Raw genomic sequence first — 15,277 nt, 5'->3', positions numbered from 1 at the left:
CCTCTCGGAGGTGCAAGGCATGCCGCACGCCGGTATCAGCGTGGGTCGCCCACCTGTGCCTCCCCAGTCGGCGCACCCGCCGCGATCTGCGCCAGCACCTGCCGCAAGCGCGGCGCGGCAGCATCGAGGAAGCGGCGCATCTTGAGCGGCATCTGTCCGCGTGCAGCGTGCACCAGATGCACCGGCGCGGGCGCGGGCTCGTAGGCCTCCAGCACCGGCTGCAGCGCGCCGCTGCGCAGCGCATCGGCCACCTGGTAGTGCAGCAAGCGCACGAAGCCGATGCCGCGCACCGCCGCGTCGGCCGCGGCCTGCGGGTTCGTCACCGCGAGCCGCGGCCGCACCGCGACATCGCGCGCCGCGCCCGATGGCGGATCGCGGAAGCGCCAGGACGGCGCGGGCATGGGCGTGTCGACGGCGATGCAGGGCAGCCGGGCCAGGTCTTCGGGCGCCTGCGGCACGCCGTGCGCAACCAGCAGCGCCGGGCTGGCGCAAGCCAGCGTGCGCAGCAGGCCGACCTGCGTGGCCACCATGCCGCTGTCGGGCAGGCGGCCGATGCGCACGGCCATGTCCACGTGGTCGTCGACGAGGTCCACGTTGCGGTCGGCCAGCAGCAGCCGGATGTCGATCTGCGGGAAGGCCGCCAGGAAGTCGCCCACGATGGGCAGCACATGCAGCCGGCCGAACAGCACCGGCGCGGTCACGACCAGCTCGCCCTTGGGCGCCTGGTACTCGCCGGCGGCCTCCTGCTCGGCCGCGTCCACCAGCTCCAGGATCCGGCGCGCGGCGGCCACATAGGCCTGGCCGGCATCCGTCAACGTGAGCTTGCGCGTGGTGCGCAGCAGCAGGCGCGTGCCCAGCTGCGCCTCCAGGTCGGCGATGCGGCGGCTCAGCGTGGCCAGCGGCACCTGCAGCGCCCGGCCGGCGGCCGACAGGCTGCCGGTCTCGGTCACCTTGACCAGCATCGCCATGGCATCGAGGCGGTCCATGTGTCCTCTCATATTTCGGGAGAGTGATTCTCCGGATCGACGGATTATCAATTCACTTGGAAAGGCGGACCATTGGGACACACCACCAGGAGAAGCACATGGCCTACGGATACCTCGACATCGCCATCACCCCGAGCGTGCGCGCCGCCCAGACCGAGATGGGCGCCGACAGCCTGTGGACCGACTTCCCGGGCCACCGCGAATTCGACCGCTTCACCGAGAACGAGGCGGCCTTCATCGCCGAGCGCGACAGCTTCTACATGGCCACCGTGTCGGAGACCGGCTGGCCCTACATGCAGCACCGCGGCGGGCCGCGCGGCTTCCTGAAGGTGCTGGACGAGCGCACGTTGGCGTTTGCCGATTTCCGCGGCAACCGGCAGTACATCAGCACCGGCAATCTGCGCGCGAACGACCGCGTGAGCCTGTTCCTGATGGACTACCGGCGCCGCGCGCGGCTGAAGATCTACGCGCATGCCGAGGTGCTGGCGCTGGACGCCGACCCGGCGCTGACCGCCCAGGTGGTCGTGCCCGGCTACCGCGGCAAGCCCGAGCGCATCGTGCGGCTGCGGCTGCAGGCCTTCGACTGGAACTGCGCGCAGCACATCACGCCGCGCTGGAGCGAGGCCGAGATCGCCGCCTTGCAGGCGGACGGCGACTGAAGGCTGGGCCGGGGGGCTCGCCACCCCCCGGGAATACCCCAAGCCCGACCCGCATTGACTTCATGATCGAAGAGACCATACAGTCAGTCGTACGACAACCCGACCCATTGAACTCCAAAAGTTAAACGTTTACTTAGAAGTAATTCGAATTGACCCGGCTGCTTCATTGGCAGGACATCGTATGAGTTAGGCGATATCGCCCGGCGCTGCCCTCGGGCCATGCGCCCTTTTCATTCCAAGCAGGAGACACCATGGAGCGCAGACTTTTTCTCGGTTCCGTTGCCGGAGCCCTTGTGACCACCGCCTGCGGCGGCGGCGACGGTGACAGCGCGCCGGTCACGCCGGCCGAACCCGAACTGCCCGTCGATCCCGATCCGTTTCGCCAGTCGACCAAGCTGGCCATGCGGCGCGCCGCGCGCTACATGGACCAGAGCGTCTCTTCGAGCGGCGCCTATGTCTGGTCCTACCTGGCATCGAACCGCAACAAGTGCTGGGGCGAGATGGAGGCCACCGCGTCCATGGTCTGGATGCAACCGACCGGCACACCGTCGGTGGGCCACGCGCTGATCGACGCCTACCACGCCACCAAGGACGAGACCTTCTACAAGGCCGCCGAACGCACGGCGCTGGTCATGGTCGAGGCCCAGCACCCCTCGGGCGGCTGGAACTACATCTACGACCTGGCCGGCGAGGCCTCGCTCAAGCGCTGGTACGAGACGGTCGGCGCCAACGGCTGGCGGCTGGAGGAGTTCCAGCACTACTACGGCAACGCCACCTTCGACGACGCCACCACGGCCGTGTCGGCGCAGTTCATGCTGCGCATGTACCTGGAGAAGAAGGACGCGCGCTTCAAGACCGCGGTGGACAAGGCCATCGCCTTCATCCTCGATGCGCAGTTCAAGTCCGGCGTCGCCGCCGGCGGCTGGCCGCAGCGCTTTCCGCGGGCCTACAACGCCACCCGGGCCATGCCGGCGCCGAACTGGCCGCCGACCGGCCCGGGCTGGGAGCAGCTGGTGGCCGGCAACCTGAACGGCGACTACATCTGCCAGGGCCCCGGCGGCGTCCCGGGCCAGCCGGGCTACACCGGCATCTTCAGCGGCATGGAAGACGGCGACTACACGAACTTCGTGACCTTCAACGACGACGTGATGGGCGAGAACATCAAGTTCCTGATGCTCGCCTCCTTCGGCCTCGGGGACATGGACCTGAAGGCGCCGGCCGTGGCCGCCATGGACTGCATGTACAACATCATGTACGAGTACGACGGCGACACCGCCAAGGCCAGCAACCCGAATGCGACGACCACGCCGCAGGCCGGCTGGGGCCTGCAGCACCTGTCGGCCGACACGGTGGATGCCTATGGCGTGCTGCGCAAGGCCGGGCTGCCGGCCGCGGCACGCAGCTACGAGCCACGCGGCCTGAGCCCTTCGGTCTCGATCACCAATGCCACGCAGCTGTTCCACTACTTCCGGCTGACGGGCGACAGGAAGTACCTGTCCAAGCTCGGCAAGGTGTTCGACTGGATCGACACCTGCGCGCTGCGCAACAACCAGCGCTCGCGCACTGCGGAGCGGCCGGACGGCGACCCCGAGAGCATCCTGACCGGTACGCACGCGCGGGTCGTGGAGCTGGAGTCCAACCGCCCACGTTTCCCGCACCGCTACGGCAGCAACATCTGGAACGGCGCCTACTTCATCGACCACGACTGGCGCCGCACGCCGGGCCACTACGGCGCCTCGCAGAACGCCAGCACCGCCGCGCCGCGCGCCACACTGGCTCGGATGCTGGCGCTGTCCAATGCCGAGATCGCCGCGATGGTGGCCAGCTCGCCGCTCAACGTGCAAGGCGAGCGCGCACTGCCCACCTACTTCACGGTGAACGGCGAGGTGGACTTCCAGCACCTGTGGGCCAACGCCGTGAAGGGCACGGCGACGCGCACCCAGGCGCAGACCCAGGCCCTGATCGACAGCCTGGGCGAGAAGAACTACTGGGGCGAGGACCAGACGACCTTCACCAACGCCTACACCCAGAACGGACCGAGCACGCCCTACCTGGGCAAGGAGTACATGAGCACGCACGTGGGCGACCCCTACGACACCTCGCCCTTCGGCAGCAACCAGATGCCGGCCAAGGAGCCCTACATCTCCAACCCGCCCAAGGTCGAGCAGGTCATCAACAGCAGCACCTTCGTGGGCAACCTGGGCAATCTGGTGAGCTTCATCACGCCCGTCGCTGGCGTGACCGATCCGGCCTACGAGGCCTGAGCCAGTGCGCCCCCCGGCGTGGCGGCCGGGGATTCAGGACACGACCTGGTAGTACAGGTTCTGCGGATGCCGGGCCTGGGCGAAGAAGAACCAGCGCTCGGCCAAAAGCCCCGGCACCTGCAGCGCCACGGCCAGCGGCCACAGCCAGACGGGGCCACCGACCAGCGCCCCGGCCGCGCACAGCGCCGGCAGCACGAAGCCGCACAGCAGGAACAGCCACTTGAGGTTCTTGAGGAAGGCCGCCGTGCGGCCGTGGAAGAACTCGCGCGTGTTGAAGGCGCCCGCCGACATGCCCATGGACTTCTGCACCAGCTGCGGCGTGCGGATGCCGGTGGCGCTGTGCAGCGTGGACTTCGGCTTCAGCGCGGCGTTGTGCGCCAGGCTGGCCCAGCGCGCGGCCAGCGCGGCCAGCAGCACACCCAGCGCGGCCGGGCCGGTGCGGCGCAGCAGCGCGTCCTCGCCCGCGAAGGCGGCCAGCGCACTGGCCAGCACCAGGCCCGCGCCCTGCCCGATCAGGATGAAGTTGACCAGCGTGAGCGGCTGGGCCCATTCCTGGATGAAGCGCAGGCAGGCGTAGATCATGGCCGTGCACAGCCACAGCAGCCCTGCCAGCAGCAGCGCACCCAGCGGCAGCCAGAGCGGCGCCGCACCCTCGGCCGGCAGCAGCGCCCACCACAGCAGCGTCCAGCCGATGAAGGCCGGCAGCACCAGGCATTCGCGCGACAGCCAGGAGGTGCGCCACATCAGCACCGCGCGCCAGGCGCGCTCCTTGCGGCCCAGGTGGCCGAAGGAGGACAGCAGCCCGACCGTGGCCATGGCCGCGGCCAGTAGCAGCGCGTGGGCGACGAAACCGCCCGCCATCGGCACGCCGAGCAAGGTGGCCATGGCCAGCGCCACCACCAGGCCCTGCGCGGTGCCGGCGATGGCCGTGAACACCACGACCGACATGGCCGGGTTCATGGCTGCTCCCCCGACTGCATGGTGCGCCGCGGCAGGTAGCGGTTGGCCGGCTGCGTCTCCCATTCCGGCATCAGCGCATAGCCGCCGCGCTCGCGGATGGCGATGGAGACCTCGCTCATCGGGTCCTTCACGTCGCCGAACAGGCGCGCGTTGGTGGGGCAGGCCTTCACGCAGGCGGGCTTGCGGTCTTCCTCGGGCAGCTTGGGGTCGTGCACGCGGTCCACGCACAGCGTGCACTTGGTCATGACCTGGCGTTCTTCGTCCAGCTCGCGCGCGCCGTAGGGGCAGGCCCAGGCGCAGTACTTGCAGCCGATGCACTTGTCGTAGTCCACCAGCACGATGCCGTCCTCGGCGCGCTTGTAGCTCGCGCCGGTGGGGCAGACCGGCACGCAGGGCGGGTCTTCGCAGTGCAGGCAGCTCTTGGGAAAGTGCACCGTGTCCATGGTGGGGAACACACCGGCCTCGTAGGTCTGCACGCGGTTGAAGAAGGTGCCCGTGGGGTCGGCCGCGTAGGCACGCTCATCGGCCAGCGGGCCGGCCGAGCCCGAGGTGTTCCATTCCTTGCACGAGGTCACGCAGGCGTGGCAGCCCACGCAGACGTTGAGGTCGATGACCAGCGCCAGCTGCTTGGCCAGCGTGTCGCCCTGCTTCCAGCGCGCGCTGGGCTGGGCAGCAGGTGCGGGGGCGGGGGCCGGCGACACCAGCGGCTGCGGCTGCAGCAAGTCCTTGAGCCACTGAATCATTTCTTGCTCCCGGCAAAGTAGGCCAGCACGCGCTGCGCCTTGCCGCGCACGCCCGGTGCGGGCGGCACGGCCGCGAACTGTGGGTAACTCTCCTGCGGCTCCTCGGGGTCGGCCGGGCGGATGCGCACGCGCACGTCGTACCAGCCGGCCTGGCCCGTGATCGGGTCGGAGTTGCTGATGGTGCCGGAGCCCGTGCCCGCACAGGGCAGCTCCTCGCTGATCAGGTGGTTGAGCAGGAAGCCCTTGCGCGCCTCGTCCGCACCCGGCGCGAGCTGCCAGGCGCTGTCGGCCTTGCCGATGGCGTTCCAGGTCCAGACGGTGCCGGGCTCCACGGCCTCGGTGTAGCGCGCCATGCAGCGCACCTTGCCCCATTGGCTCTCGGCCCAGCACCAGCCACCGTCGGCAATGCCGGCGGCCTGCGCGGTCTTGGGATTCATGTGCAGGTAGTTGTGGCTGTGGATCTGCCGCAGCCAGGCGTTCTGCGAGTCCCAGGAGTGGTACATGGCCATGGGCCGCTGCGTCACGGCGTTGAGCGGGTAGGCCGCGAGGTCGGTGGCGGCCTCCTCCAGCGGCGCGTACCAGAAGGGCAGCGGGTCGAAGTAGGTGGCGATGCGCTCGCGCAGGTGTTCGGGCGGCTGGCGGCCCGCCGTTTTGCCCTGCGCCGCGAGGCGGAAGCACTGCAGGGTGTCGCTGTACAGCGCCAGTTGCACCGGGTCGTTCTTCTGGCGCCAGCCCTTGTCCTTGGCGAAGTTCAGGTAGGCGCGGTTCCAGTTGCGCATGTACTGCATGCCCTCGGGCATGTGGTAGTGGAACACGCAGTTGTTCTGCGCGTACATCTCCCACTGCTTCGGGTTGGGCTCGCCGCGCAGGTGCTCGGTGCCATCCTTGCCGCGCCAGCCCATCAGAAAGCCGATGCCGGGCTGCGGCTGGAAGTTGACGACGAAATCCGGGTAGTCCTTGAACTTGGCACCACCCTCGGCCGTGGTGAAGGCAGGGAATTGGAGGCGCGTGGCCAGGTCGATCAGCACCTCCTGGAACGGCCGGCACTGGCCGGTGGGCGGCAGCACGGGCACGCGCACCGAATCCACCGGGCCGTCGAACTCGGAGATCGGCCGGTCCAGCATGCCCATCACGTCGTGCCGCTCGAGGTACGTGGTGTCGGGCAGCACTAGGTCGGCAAAGGCCACGGTCTCGCTCTGGAACGCGTCGCAGACCACGAGGAAGGGGATGCAATGCTCGCCGTTCTCGTCCTTGCGGTTCAGCATCTCGCGCACGGCCTGCGTGTTCATGCTGCTGTTCCAGGCCATGTTGGCCATGAAGATCATCAGCGTGTCGATGCGGTAGGGGTCGCCCTTGACCGCGTTGGTGATCACGTTGTGCATGAGCCCGTGGGCCGACAGCGGGTGCTCCCACGAGAAGGCGTGGTCGATGCGGATCGGTGAGCCGTCGGGGTAGATGGCCAGCTCGTCCGGGCTGGCCGGAAAGCCCAGCGGCGCCGCGTTGAGCGGCGTGTTGGGCTGGATCATGGCCGGGTCGTTGAAGGCCCGGTAGTTGGGCACGATGTGGCGCGGGTACGGCGCCTTGTGGCGGAACCCGCCCGGCCGGTCGATGGTGCCCAGCACGCTCATGAGCACCGACAGCGCGCGCACGGTCTGGAAGCCGTTGGAATGCGCCGCCAGCCCGCGCATGGCGTGGAAGGCCACGGGCCGGCCGATGGTGGTGGGGTGCTGCTTGCCCCAGGCGTCTTCCCAGGGAATGGGCAGTTCGAAGGCCTGGTGCATGGCGGTCTCGCCCATCTCGCGTGCCAGCAGGCGGATGCGCGCGGCCGGCACGCCGCAGATGGCCTCGGCCCACTCGGGCGTGCAGCTGGCCACGCGTTCGCGCAACAGCTGGAACGAAGGCGCGACGCGCGTGCCGTCTGCAAGCAGGTAGTGGCCTTCGAGCGCGGGGTCGCAGCCCTCGGCGATGCCCTCGGGGTAGGCGTTGAGCGCGCGTTGGCCGTTCCTGCACCAGATGAGCTTGTTGTGCGGATGCCGGCCATCGCCCGGCGGGCCCCGCGCGGGATCGGGGTCGAAGGCGAACAGGCCGTCGCGCGCGCCGCCGTCCAGCACCACGAGTTGCGGCGCATTCGTGAAGCGCTTGAGGAAGTCGTGGTCGATCAGCTCGTCCGCGACCAGCACATGCAGCAGCGCCATGAGCAGCGCACCGTCGGTGCCGGGCTTGATCGGGATCCACTCGTCGGCGATCGCGGCGTAGCCCGTGCGGATGGGGTTGATCGCGATGAAGCGACCGCCCGCGCGCTTGAACTTGCCGAGCGCCATCTTCATCGGGTTGCTGTGGTGGTCCTCGGCCGTGCCGATCATCACGAACAGCTTCGACCGCTCCAGGTCCGGCCCACCGAACTCCCAGAAGCTGCCGCCGATGGTGTAGATCATGCCGGCCGCCATGTTCACCGAGCAGAAGCCGCCGTGTGCCGCGTAGTTGGGCGTGCCGAACTGGCGCGCGAACAGGCCGGTGAGCGCCTGCATCTGGTCGCGGCCCGTGAACAGGGCGAACTTCTTGGGGTCGGTGGCGCGGATCTTCGCGAGCCGCTCGGTCAGCAGGGCCATGGCCTCGTCCCACGAGATCGGCTCGAACTCGCCCGCGCCGCGCGCGCTGCCCGGCCTGCGGCGCAAGGGCTGCGTGAGCCGCGCGGGCGAGTACTGCTTCATGATGCCGGCCGAGCCCTTGGCGCAGATCACGCCCTGGTTCAGCGGGTGCGCGGGGTTGCCGTCGATGTAGCGCACCTCGGGGCCGCTCTCGCCTTCGCGCAGATGCACGCGGATGCCGCAGCGGCAGGCGCACATGTAGCAGGTGGTGGTCTTGACCGTGGTCGCGTCGGTGGGCGTGGGGGCGGCAAGCGGGTCGTGCACCGGCTCGGGCGAGAGGAACTTGAACATGGGGCGGTCCTCGGTTTGTCGTTGTCGTCGCCGGGAACGCCCTCGCAGCGCCGCCGTCGCCCGCCGATCCTAGGCAGCCGCGGCAATCCTGAAAAGCCGATAATTTCTCTCACCATGATCGAAAAACCCGGTCAGCGCCTGCGCCTGAACCTGCGCCAGCTCGAAGTCTTCGTCGCCACCGCGCATGCAGGCTCCACGCGTGGCGCGGCCGGGCGCGTGTCGCGCTCGCAATCGGCCGCCAGCGCCGCGCTGGCCGAGCTCGAAGCGGCGCTCGGTGCCACCCTGTTCGACCGTGTGGGCCGGCGCCTGCTGCTCAACGAGAACGGCCGCGCGCTGCTGCCGCGCGCCAGCACGGTGCTGGAGCACGCTGGCGAGCTGCAGACGCTGTTCGCCGGCGAGCACGCCACGCCGCTGCACGTGGCGGCCAGCTTCACGATCGGCGAATACCTGCTGCCCGGCCTGGTGGCCGAATGGACGCGCGCCCACCCGCGCAGCCGCGTGCGCCTGCGCATCGCCAACACCAGCGAGGTGATCGAAGCCGTGGCGGCGTTCACGGTGGACGTGGGCTTCATCGAGGGGCCGCAGACCCACCCCGACCTGGCGGTGCACCCCTGGCGCAAGGATGAGCTCGTGATCGTGGCCGCGCCCGACCACCCGCTGGCCGCGCGCGTGGCCACGGCGCGTCAGCTGGCCGACGCCACCTGGATCCTGCGCGAGCCCGAGTCCGGCACGCGCCAGGCCACGGACAGCTGGCTCATGGCGCACCTGGACCGGCTGGACGTGGGCTTCGAGCTGGGCAGCACCGAGGCGATCAAGCGGCTGGTCGCGGCCGGCGCCGGGCTGGGCTGCCTGTCGCTCCAGGCGGTGGCGCAGTCCCTGGACGAAGGCCGGCTGGTCGCGCTGCGCACACGTCTGCCCAAGGCAGTGCGCCGGCTGGCGGTGGTGACGCACCGGCACAAGCCGCTGGGGCGCACGGCTGCGGAGTTCGTGGCGCACTGCACGGGCGCAGCCGGCTGACCGCGGCCTGCGGCGTCGCCCCCCAGGGCGATCATTGCCCCTTTCCGGTGCGCACAGCGCCGTCCAGCACCCCAACCGTGCACAGTTCGATGCTGGCTGGGCCCCGGGCACCTCAGCGATACTTCCGCGTACAGCGGCCGCACGGCAGTGAGGATGTCCACCCCATGAACGTTCTGGAGAGTGCAATCTATCTTGTGACCGGGTTCTGCGCTTATGGCGCCCTGAGTCACGTGGTCGAGAACAACTTGCCGCGGCTGCGCCAGGCACAGTGGGTGCTCGCCGTGCTCTGCGTGTCCATCGTGTCAGGCAACCTGCTCTACATCGGCATGATCGGCACCACCGACGCGTCGACCTTCATGCTGCTGGCGCGCCTGAACCTCGCGACGATCGGCGTGCTGTATGTGTGCCTGCTGTGGTTCATCGCGCTCTACACCGACATTCGTCCGCGCTGGGTGGTGTGGCCGCTGACGGCCGTGTTCGCAGCAGTCTGGTGCCTGAACTGGTTCGCGCCCTACACGGTGTTCTTCGCCGAGCAGCCCGTGCTGACGCGTGTCGCCATGCCTGGTGGCGGCAGCTGGACCCGGGCCATCGGCCGCACGCACCCCGGCGCACAGATCTTCCTGCTGGGCCTGGTCGCACTGATCGGCTACGGCGCCTATGCGCTGCGCAGCATGCAGCGGCGGCCAGGCGCCTGGTGGGTCGGCCTGGGCCTGGCGCTGCTCACATGCAGCACGGTGCTGGCCGCCCTGATCCGCCTGGGGCTGCTGGACGGTCCGCCGCTGAGCAGCGTGGTGCTGCCGTTCATGCTGGTGGCCTTCAGCTTGGCACTGCAGACGGAGGCGCGGGCCCTGCTGGCGCTGAACCAGATGCTGATCGACCAGTTGCCGGCCAATGTCTACGTGCGCGACCTGGCCGGGCGCTTCATGTTCGTCAACGAGGCCTATGGCCGCACCCACGGCATCGTTCCGGCCGACATCCAGGGCCAGACCCCCGAGGCGATCTGGCCTGGCGCCTTCGGCATGCGCCTGCGGCAGCATGACAGCGATGTGCTGCAGGCACTCACGCTGGTCGAGAGCGAGGAGCGCCGCGATGTTGACGGGCAGGAGCGCATCTTCCTGTCGCGCCGCTTCCCGATCCGCCAGCCCGATGGCGCCATCGCGGGCGTGGCCGGCATTTCCGCCGACATCACCGAGCACAAGGAGATGGAGCACGCCTTGCGCGCGCTGTCGGCCGACCTGGAGCGCCAGGTCGACGAACGCACGCGGGCGCTGCGCGAGCAGGCGCTGGCACTGACCGAAGCCAAGGAGCGCGCCGAGGATGCGGCGGCCAGCAAGAGCCGCTTCCTCGCCACCATGAGCCACGAGATCCGCACACCGATCAACGCCATCATGGGCATGGGCTACCTCGCGCTGAAGGTTGCCGTGGACGCACGCCAGCGGGATCACCTCCTCAAGATCCAGAGCGCGGCGCAACACCTGCTGGGCATCCTGAACGACATCCTGGACTTCTCCAAGGTCGAAGCCGGCCGGATCGACATCGAGACCATCGACTTCGACCTCGACCAGGTCCTGCAGAACCTGCGCACCCTGGTCGCCGAAAAGGCCGACGCCAAACACCTGGCGCTGACCATCGCCACCACGCCGGAGGTGCCACCGCATCTGCGCGGCGACCCGCTGCGCCTGGGCCAGGTGCTGATCAACTACGCCACCAACGCCATCAAGTTCACCGAGCATGGCGCGGTGGACATCCAGGTGCGTGTGGCGGAACGCAGCGGCGATGGCGTGCTGCTGCGCTTCGAGGTGCGCGATACCGGCATCGGCCTGACACCCGCGCAGATCGAACGGCTGTTCCAGAGCTTCTCGCAGGCCGACCAATCGACCACGCGCCGCTTCGGCGGCACCGGGCTGGGCCTGGCCATCAGCAAGAACCTGGTCGAGCTGATGGGCGGCCAGGTCGGCGTCGAGAGCACGCCGGGCGAGGGCTCGCTGTTCTGGTTCACCGTCCGGCTGCAAATCGGACATGCACCGACCGAGGCCGACAGGCAGCCGGCCGTCGACCCCGCCCGGCTCCATGCGCTGCGCGGCTTCCACGTGCTGCTGGCGGAGGACAACGCGCTGAACCAGGAGATCGCCTGCGCGCTGCTGCAGGAGGTCGGCATCACGGTGGACGTGGCGCCGAACGGGCTGGTGGCGGTACAGCTGGCCACCACGCGGCCCTACGCGCTGGTGCTGATGGACATGCAGATGCCCGAGCTGGACGGCGTCGAGGCGACACGGCAGATCCGGCAACAGCTGCCGGACGCGGAGCTGCCCATCATCGCCATGACCGCCAACGCCATGGCGGTGGACCGCGAGCGCTGCATGGCTGCCGGGATGGACGACTTCCTGTCCAAGCCGATCGACCTGGAGGCGCTGTGGCAATGCCTGCTGCGCTGGCTGGCGGGCCGGCAGCCCGCCACGGCACCGCCCAAGCCCCCGGACGCGCCGGCATCCACGCCTGCGGCGGACCACCTCGCGTTGCACATCGACGGCCTGGATGCCCAGCGTGGCCTGCGCCTGCTGGGCGGGCGCGAGGCCCTGTACCTGCGCATGCTGCGCGACTTCGCGAGCAGCCAGGCCGACGCGGTGGCGCGCATGCGCCATGCCCTGCAACGGCAGGACGCCGCCGAAGCCCGGCGTGCCGCCCACACCCTGCGCGGCCTGGCCGCCGGCATCGGCGCCGACCCGCTGGCCCGTCTCGCCGGCGAGCTCGAGACCGCGCTCGCCACCGCTGCGCCAACGCAGGAGCTGGCGCCCCTGCTGGATGCCACCGAGCGCCTGCTGCGGCCGCTCGTGCGTGCGCTGGCCGACGCCGTTCCCCCGGCCGCGCCGGCCGCACCGACCGATGCCGGCGAAGCCAGCACCGCCCGCCTCATCGACTTGCTGCGCGACAGCGACCCCGATGTGCTGGCGTATTTCGAGAAGCACCGCGGACCGCTGGAGCGCGCGCTGGGCGTGGATGCGGGAGGCCTGGGCCGGCACATTGCCGAGTACCGCTTCGACGAAGCGCTCGCGCTGCTGGGTGTGGATCAGGCCTGAGCCCGGCCAGAGCGCGGCACGCCGCGCCACCCGGCCTCAGCCCGCGCCATCCGGTGCCAGGAACGCATCGCCCGGCGTCAGCGGTGCGTGACGGTAGCTGGCTGGCGTGCGGCTCAACTTGACCGGCGCGCCCAACCCGCGGTAGCCGCCCTCCAGCGCCACCACCATGCCGCGGTGCGCCGTGTGCGGGTGCGTGAGCGCAGCGTCCACGGGCAGCACGGGCGCGGCCGGCACGCCGGCGGCCATGAGGTCGTCGACCAGCTGGCGGCCGTCGAACTTCGCCAGCGCGGCTTCCAGCAAGGGCTTGAGCGCGGCGCGGTGGACGGAACGGCCACCGGCCTCGCGGTAGTCCGCATGTGCTGCCAGTTCCGGCACGCCGATGACACGGCACAGCGCCGCGAACTGGCGGTCGTTGCCCACGGCCAGGAACACCGGGTCGGTCGCCGTGCGCACCGTGTCGTAGGGGTAGATGTTGGGATGGGCGTTGCCGGTGCGGCCCGGCACGCGGCCGTCCATGAACCAGTTGGCCGCATGCGGATGCAGCAGCGAGATGCCGGCGTCGTACAGCGCGGCCTCGACGAACTGGCCCTGGCCGCTCTTGTGCCGCTCCTGCAGCGCGAGCAGCACGCCGATCACGGCGTTCAGGCCGGTGACCATGTCGACCACGGGCAGGCCCACGCGCAGCGGCTCGCCACCGGCTTCGCCGTTCACGCTCATGAGGCCGGTCATGGCCTGCACGGCGGCGTCGTAGCCCGGCAGCGCGCCGAGCGGGCCGTCGGCGCCGAAGCCCGAGACACGGCACCAGACCAGGCGCGGGAAGCGTTCGCGCAATTGTTCGTAGCCGATGCCCCAGCGCTCCATGGTGCCGGTCTTGAAGTTCTCGACCAGCACGTCGGCTTCGGCGACCAGCGCGAGCAGCTTGTCGCGCTCGGCCGGGTCGGTGAGGTCCAGGTGCTGCACACGCTTGTTGCGGTTCAGGCCGTGGTAGTAGGACGCCACGCCGTCGCGGAAGGGAGGCCCCCACGTGCGCGTGTCGTCGCCGCCGGGCGGCTCGACCTTGAGCACGTCGGCGCCGTGGTCGCCGAGGATCTGGCCGCAGTAGGGGCCGCCGAGGATGCGCGAGAGGTCGAGCACGCGGATGCCGGCCAGGGCGCCGGGAGCGATGGTCATGGGAAGTTCTCCTACGCGGGGGTTCTTTCGACCAGCTTGAAGGTGCCGGTCGCGAGCGTGAGCAGGTTGCCGTCGGCGTCATGGGCCTCGCCGCGCACGAAGCACAGCGACTTGCCGCGCCGCTCGCAGCGCGCCGTGGCAATCACGTCGCCACGCGTGCCGGCCACGTAGTGCAGCGCCATGTCGACGGTGATGACGCCGAAGCGCGCGGGTTCGTGGGCACGTGCGGCGCACGAGAGCACGCTGTCCATCAGCACCGCATAGGCGCCGCCGTGCACGTCGCCGCGGCTGTTGGTGTGCTGCGGGTTGGCCGGCATCAGCACCCTGGCCTCGTCGCCTGCGATGTGCAGGCCGCGCAGGCCGAAGGCCTGGACCATGGGCATGCGCAGGCTGAACAGGGTGTCGGGGGCTTCGTGGTCGAAAGAGGGCATGGCAACAGTCAGGTTGGATCGAAAACGCCCGAGGTTAATGGACGCACCCGCTCAATCGAGTTGCGCACCGGACTGCTTGACCACGGCCGCCCAGGCCGCCTTCTGCGCGGCGATGAACTTCGCCAGCTGCGCCGGCGTGTGGTCGGGCGCGCTCTCCAGCCCCTGCGTGGCGAACAGCTCCTTGACCTTGGGGCTGGCCAGCACCTCCACGAAGGCCTTGTTGAGCTTGGCGATGCGGTCTGCCGGCGTGCCGGCCGGCGCGACGATGCCGAAGAACACGCTCACGTCGTAGCCCGGCACGCCCTGCTCGGCGATCGTCGGCAGGTCGGGCAGCGCCTGCGAGCGCTGCGCCGTGGCGATGCCCAGCGCACGCAGCTTGCCGGTCTTCACATAGGGCAGCGCGGTGAGCACGTCGGTGAAGCTCATGCCCACCTGGCCGCCCAAGAGGTCGTTGAGCGCCGGGCCCGTGCCCTTGTAGGGGATGTGCTGGATGTCGGTGCCGGCCTTCTCGTTGAACAGCACGCCGGCCAGGTGCGAGGACGCGCCGTTGCCCGACGACGCATAGCTGAGCTTGCCCGGATTGGCCTTGGCGTAGGCGACGAGCTCCTTGACGTTCTGCGCCGGCACGCTGGGGTGGACCACCAGGATGTTGGGCAGGTGGCCGACCCGGATGACCGGGGCGAAGCTCTTGATCGGGTCGTAGCCGCTCTTGCGGTACAGGCTCGCGTTGATGGCCAGCGGGCCCGAGGTGCCGAACAGCAGGGTCTGGCCGTCGGCCGCGGCGCGCGCCACGTACTCTGCGCCGATGTTGCCGCCCGCGCCGGCACGGTTCTCCACGACCACGGGCTGGCCGAGCCTGTCCTTCATCTCGGCGGCGATGGTGCGGGCCATGGCGTCGGTCGGCCCGCCGGGCGGGAAGGGCACGACCAGCATGACGGGCTTGTCGGGGAAGCCCTCGGCCTGGGCGATGGGGGCGATGGCCAGCAGGGCAGCCGACAGCAGGGTGGCGAGGATGCGCATGGTTGTCTCCT

At 69.9% G+C, this 15,277-nt stretch carries 11 protein-coding genes; 4 read left to right on the top strand and 7 right to left on the bottom strand.

Annotated elements, in window-relative coordinates; genetic code table 11:
- Positions 1-35: 35 nt before the first annotated feature.
- On the bottom strand, positions 36-986 hold the full coding sequence (locus ACSQ4M_RS06315; protein ID WP_436188745.1) for a LysR family transcriptional regulator: 951 nt from the start codon (positions 984-986) through the stop codon (positions 36-38).
- 98 nt (positions 987-1,084) lie between these two features.
- On the opposite strand from ACSQ4M_RS06315, the gene ACSQ4M_RS06310 reads away from it, so the two are divergent.
- Together ACSQ4M_RS06310 and ACSQ4M_RS06305 are read left to right on the top strand one after the other, a co-directional pair.
- Positions 1,085-1,645: a pyridoxamine 5'-phosphate oxidase family protein gene (locus ACSQ4M_RS06310; protein WP_436188744.1), complete on the top strand. Its 561-nt coding sequence runs from the start codon at positions 1,085-1,087 to the stop codon at positions 1,643-1,645.
- A 251-nt stretch (positions 1,646-1,896) separates the two neighbouring features.
- Positions 1,897-3,909, top strand: coding sequence for a pectate lyase (locus ACSQ4M_RS06305; protein WP_436188743.1), 2,013 nt, complete (start codon positions 1,897-1,899; stop codon positions 3,907-3,909).
- A 33-nt stretch (positions 3,910-3,942) separates the two neighbouring features.
- On the opposite strand, the gene ACSQ4M_RS06300 is transcribed toward ACSQ4M_RS06305, so the two are convergent.
- The 3 genes from ACSQ4M_RS06300 to ACSQ4M_RS06290 are packed head-to-tail and all read right to left on the bottom strand — an operon-like array spanning position 3,943 to position 8,551.
- Entirely contained in the window at positions 3,943-4,869 is a 927-nt protein-coding gene (locus tag ACSQ4M_RS06300; protein WP_436188742.1) for a dimethyl sulfoxide reductase anchor subunit family protein, read from the bottom strand.
- A complete protein-coding gene (locus ACSQ4M_RS06295; RefSeq protein ID WP_436188741.1) occupies positions 4,866-5,612 on the bottom strand; it encodes a 4Fe-4S dicluster domain-containing protein in 747 nt (248 codons plus the stop codon). The genes ACSQ4M_RS06300 and ACSQ4M_RS06295 overlap by 4 nt, the downstream gene beginning before the upstream one ends.
- Positions 5,609-8,551 (bottom strand): molybdopterin-dependent oxidoreductase, encoded by a 2,943-nt coding sequence (locus ACSQ4M_RS06290; RefSeq protein WP_436188740.1) that lies wholly within the window; start codon positions 8,549-8,551, stop codon positions 5,609-5,611. The genes ACSQ4M_RS06295 and ACSQ4M_RS06290 overlap by 4 nt, the downstream gene beginning before the upstream one ends.
- A gap of 114 nt (positions 8,552-8,665) precedes the next feature.
- Here ACSQ4M_RS06290 and ACSQ4M_RS06285 point away from each other — a divergent pair, with 114 nt between their 5' ends.
- Both ACSQ4M_RS06285 and ACSQ4M_RS06280 read left to right on the top strand, forming a co-directional pair.
- Entirely contained in the window at positions 8,666-9,568 is a 903-nt protein-coding gene (locus ACSQ4M_RS06285; protein ID WP_436188739.1) for a LysR family transcriptional regulator, read from the top strand.
- 230 nt (positions 9,569-9,798) lie between these two features.
- On the top strand, positions 9,799-12,645 hold the full coding sequence (locus tag ACSQ4M_RS06280) for an ATP-binding protein (RefSeq protein WP_436188738.1): 2,847 nt from the start codon (positions 9,799-9,801) through the stop codon (positions 12,643-12,645).
- Positions 12,646-12,681: 36 nt separating this feature from the next.
- On the opposite strand, the gene ACSQ4M_RS06275 is transcribed toward ACSQ4M_RS06280, so the two are convergent.
- Genes ACSQ4M_RS06275 through ACSQ4M_RS06265 form a run of 3 tightly spaced genes read right to left on the bottom strand, consistent with a single transcriptional unit; the run spans position 12,682 to position 15,266 of the window.
- Complete coding sequence (locus ACSQ4M_RS06275) at positions 12,682-13,815, bottom strand: CaiB/BaiF CoA transferase family protein (protein WP_436188737.1); 1,134 nt, start codon at positions 13,813-13,815, stop codon at positions 12,682-12,684.
- Between the two features lie 11 nt (positions 13,816-13,826).
- Complete coding sequence (locus tag ACSQ4M_RS06270; RefSeq protein ID WP_436188736.1) at positions 13,827-14,246, bottom strand: PaaI family thioesterase; 420 nt, start codon at positions 14,244-14,246, stop codon at positions 13,827-13,829.
- A 51-nt stretch (positions 14,247-14,297) separates the two neighbouring features.
- Positions 14,298-15,266 (bottom strand): Bug family tripartite tricarboxylate transporter substrate binding protein, encoded by a 969-nt coding sequence (locus ACSQ4M_RS06265; protein ID WP_436188735.1) that lies wholly within the window; start codon positions 15,264-15,266, stop codon positions 14,298-14,300.
- Positions 15,267-15,277 lie beyond the last annotated feature (11 nt).

It is taken from the genome of Pseudorhodoferax sp. LjRoot39 (assembly GCF_964253035.1).
Taxonomy (GTDB): domain Bacteria; phylum Pseudomonadota; class Gammaproteobacteria; order Burkholderiales; family Burkholderiaceae_C; genus Pseudorhodoferax.
Note: the sequence above shows the minus strand (reverse complement) of the source record. Positions and strands in the feature narration are given on the sequence as shown.

Bases quoted from the DNA above. Each gene is read 5' to 3' on its own strand.
- ACSQ4M_RS06270 (WP_436188736.1), bottom strand. From the start codon at position 14,246: ATGCCCTCTTTCGACCACGAAGCCCCCGACACCCTGTTCAGCCTGCGC.
- ACSQ4M_RS06295 (WP_436188741.1), bottom strand. From the start codon at position 5,612: ATGATTCAGTGGCTCAAGGACTTGCTGCAGCCGCAGCCGCTGGTGTCG.
- ACSQ4M_RS06290 (WP_436188740.1), bottom strand. From the start codon at position 8,551: ATGTTCAAGTTCCTCTCGCCCGAGCCGGTGCACGACCCGCTTGCCGCC.
- ACSQ4M_RS06275 (WP_436188737.1), bottom strand. From the start codon at position 13,815: ATGACCATCGCTCCCGGCGCCCTGGCCGGCATCCGCGTGCTCGACCTC.
- ACSQ4M_RS06300 (WP_436188742.1), bottom strand. From the start codon at position 4,869: ATGAACCCGGCCATGTCGGTCGTGGTGTTCACGGCCATCGCCGGCACC.
- ACSQ4M_RS06265 (WP_436188735.1), bottom strand. From the start codon at position 15,266: ATGCGCATCCTCGCCACCCTGCTGTCGGCTGCCCTGCTGGCCATCGCC.
- ACSQ4M_RS06305 (WP_436188743.1), top strand. From the start codon at position 1,897: ATGGAGCGCAGACTTTTTCTCGGTTCCGTTGCCGGAGCCCTTGTGACC.
- ACSQ4M_RS06310 (WP_436188744.1), top strand. From the start codon at position 1,085: ATGGCCTACGGATACCTCGACATCGCCATCACCCCGAGCGTGCGCGCC.
- ACSQ4M_RS06285 (WP_436188739.1), top strand. From the start codon at position 8,666: ATGATCGAAAAACCCGGTCAGCGCCTGCGCCTGAACCTGCGCCAGCTC.
- ACSQ4M_RS06315 (WP_436188745.1), bottom strand. From the start codon at position 986: ATGGACCGCCTCGATGCCATGGCGATGCTGGTCAAGGTGACCGAGACC.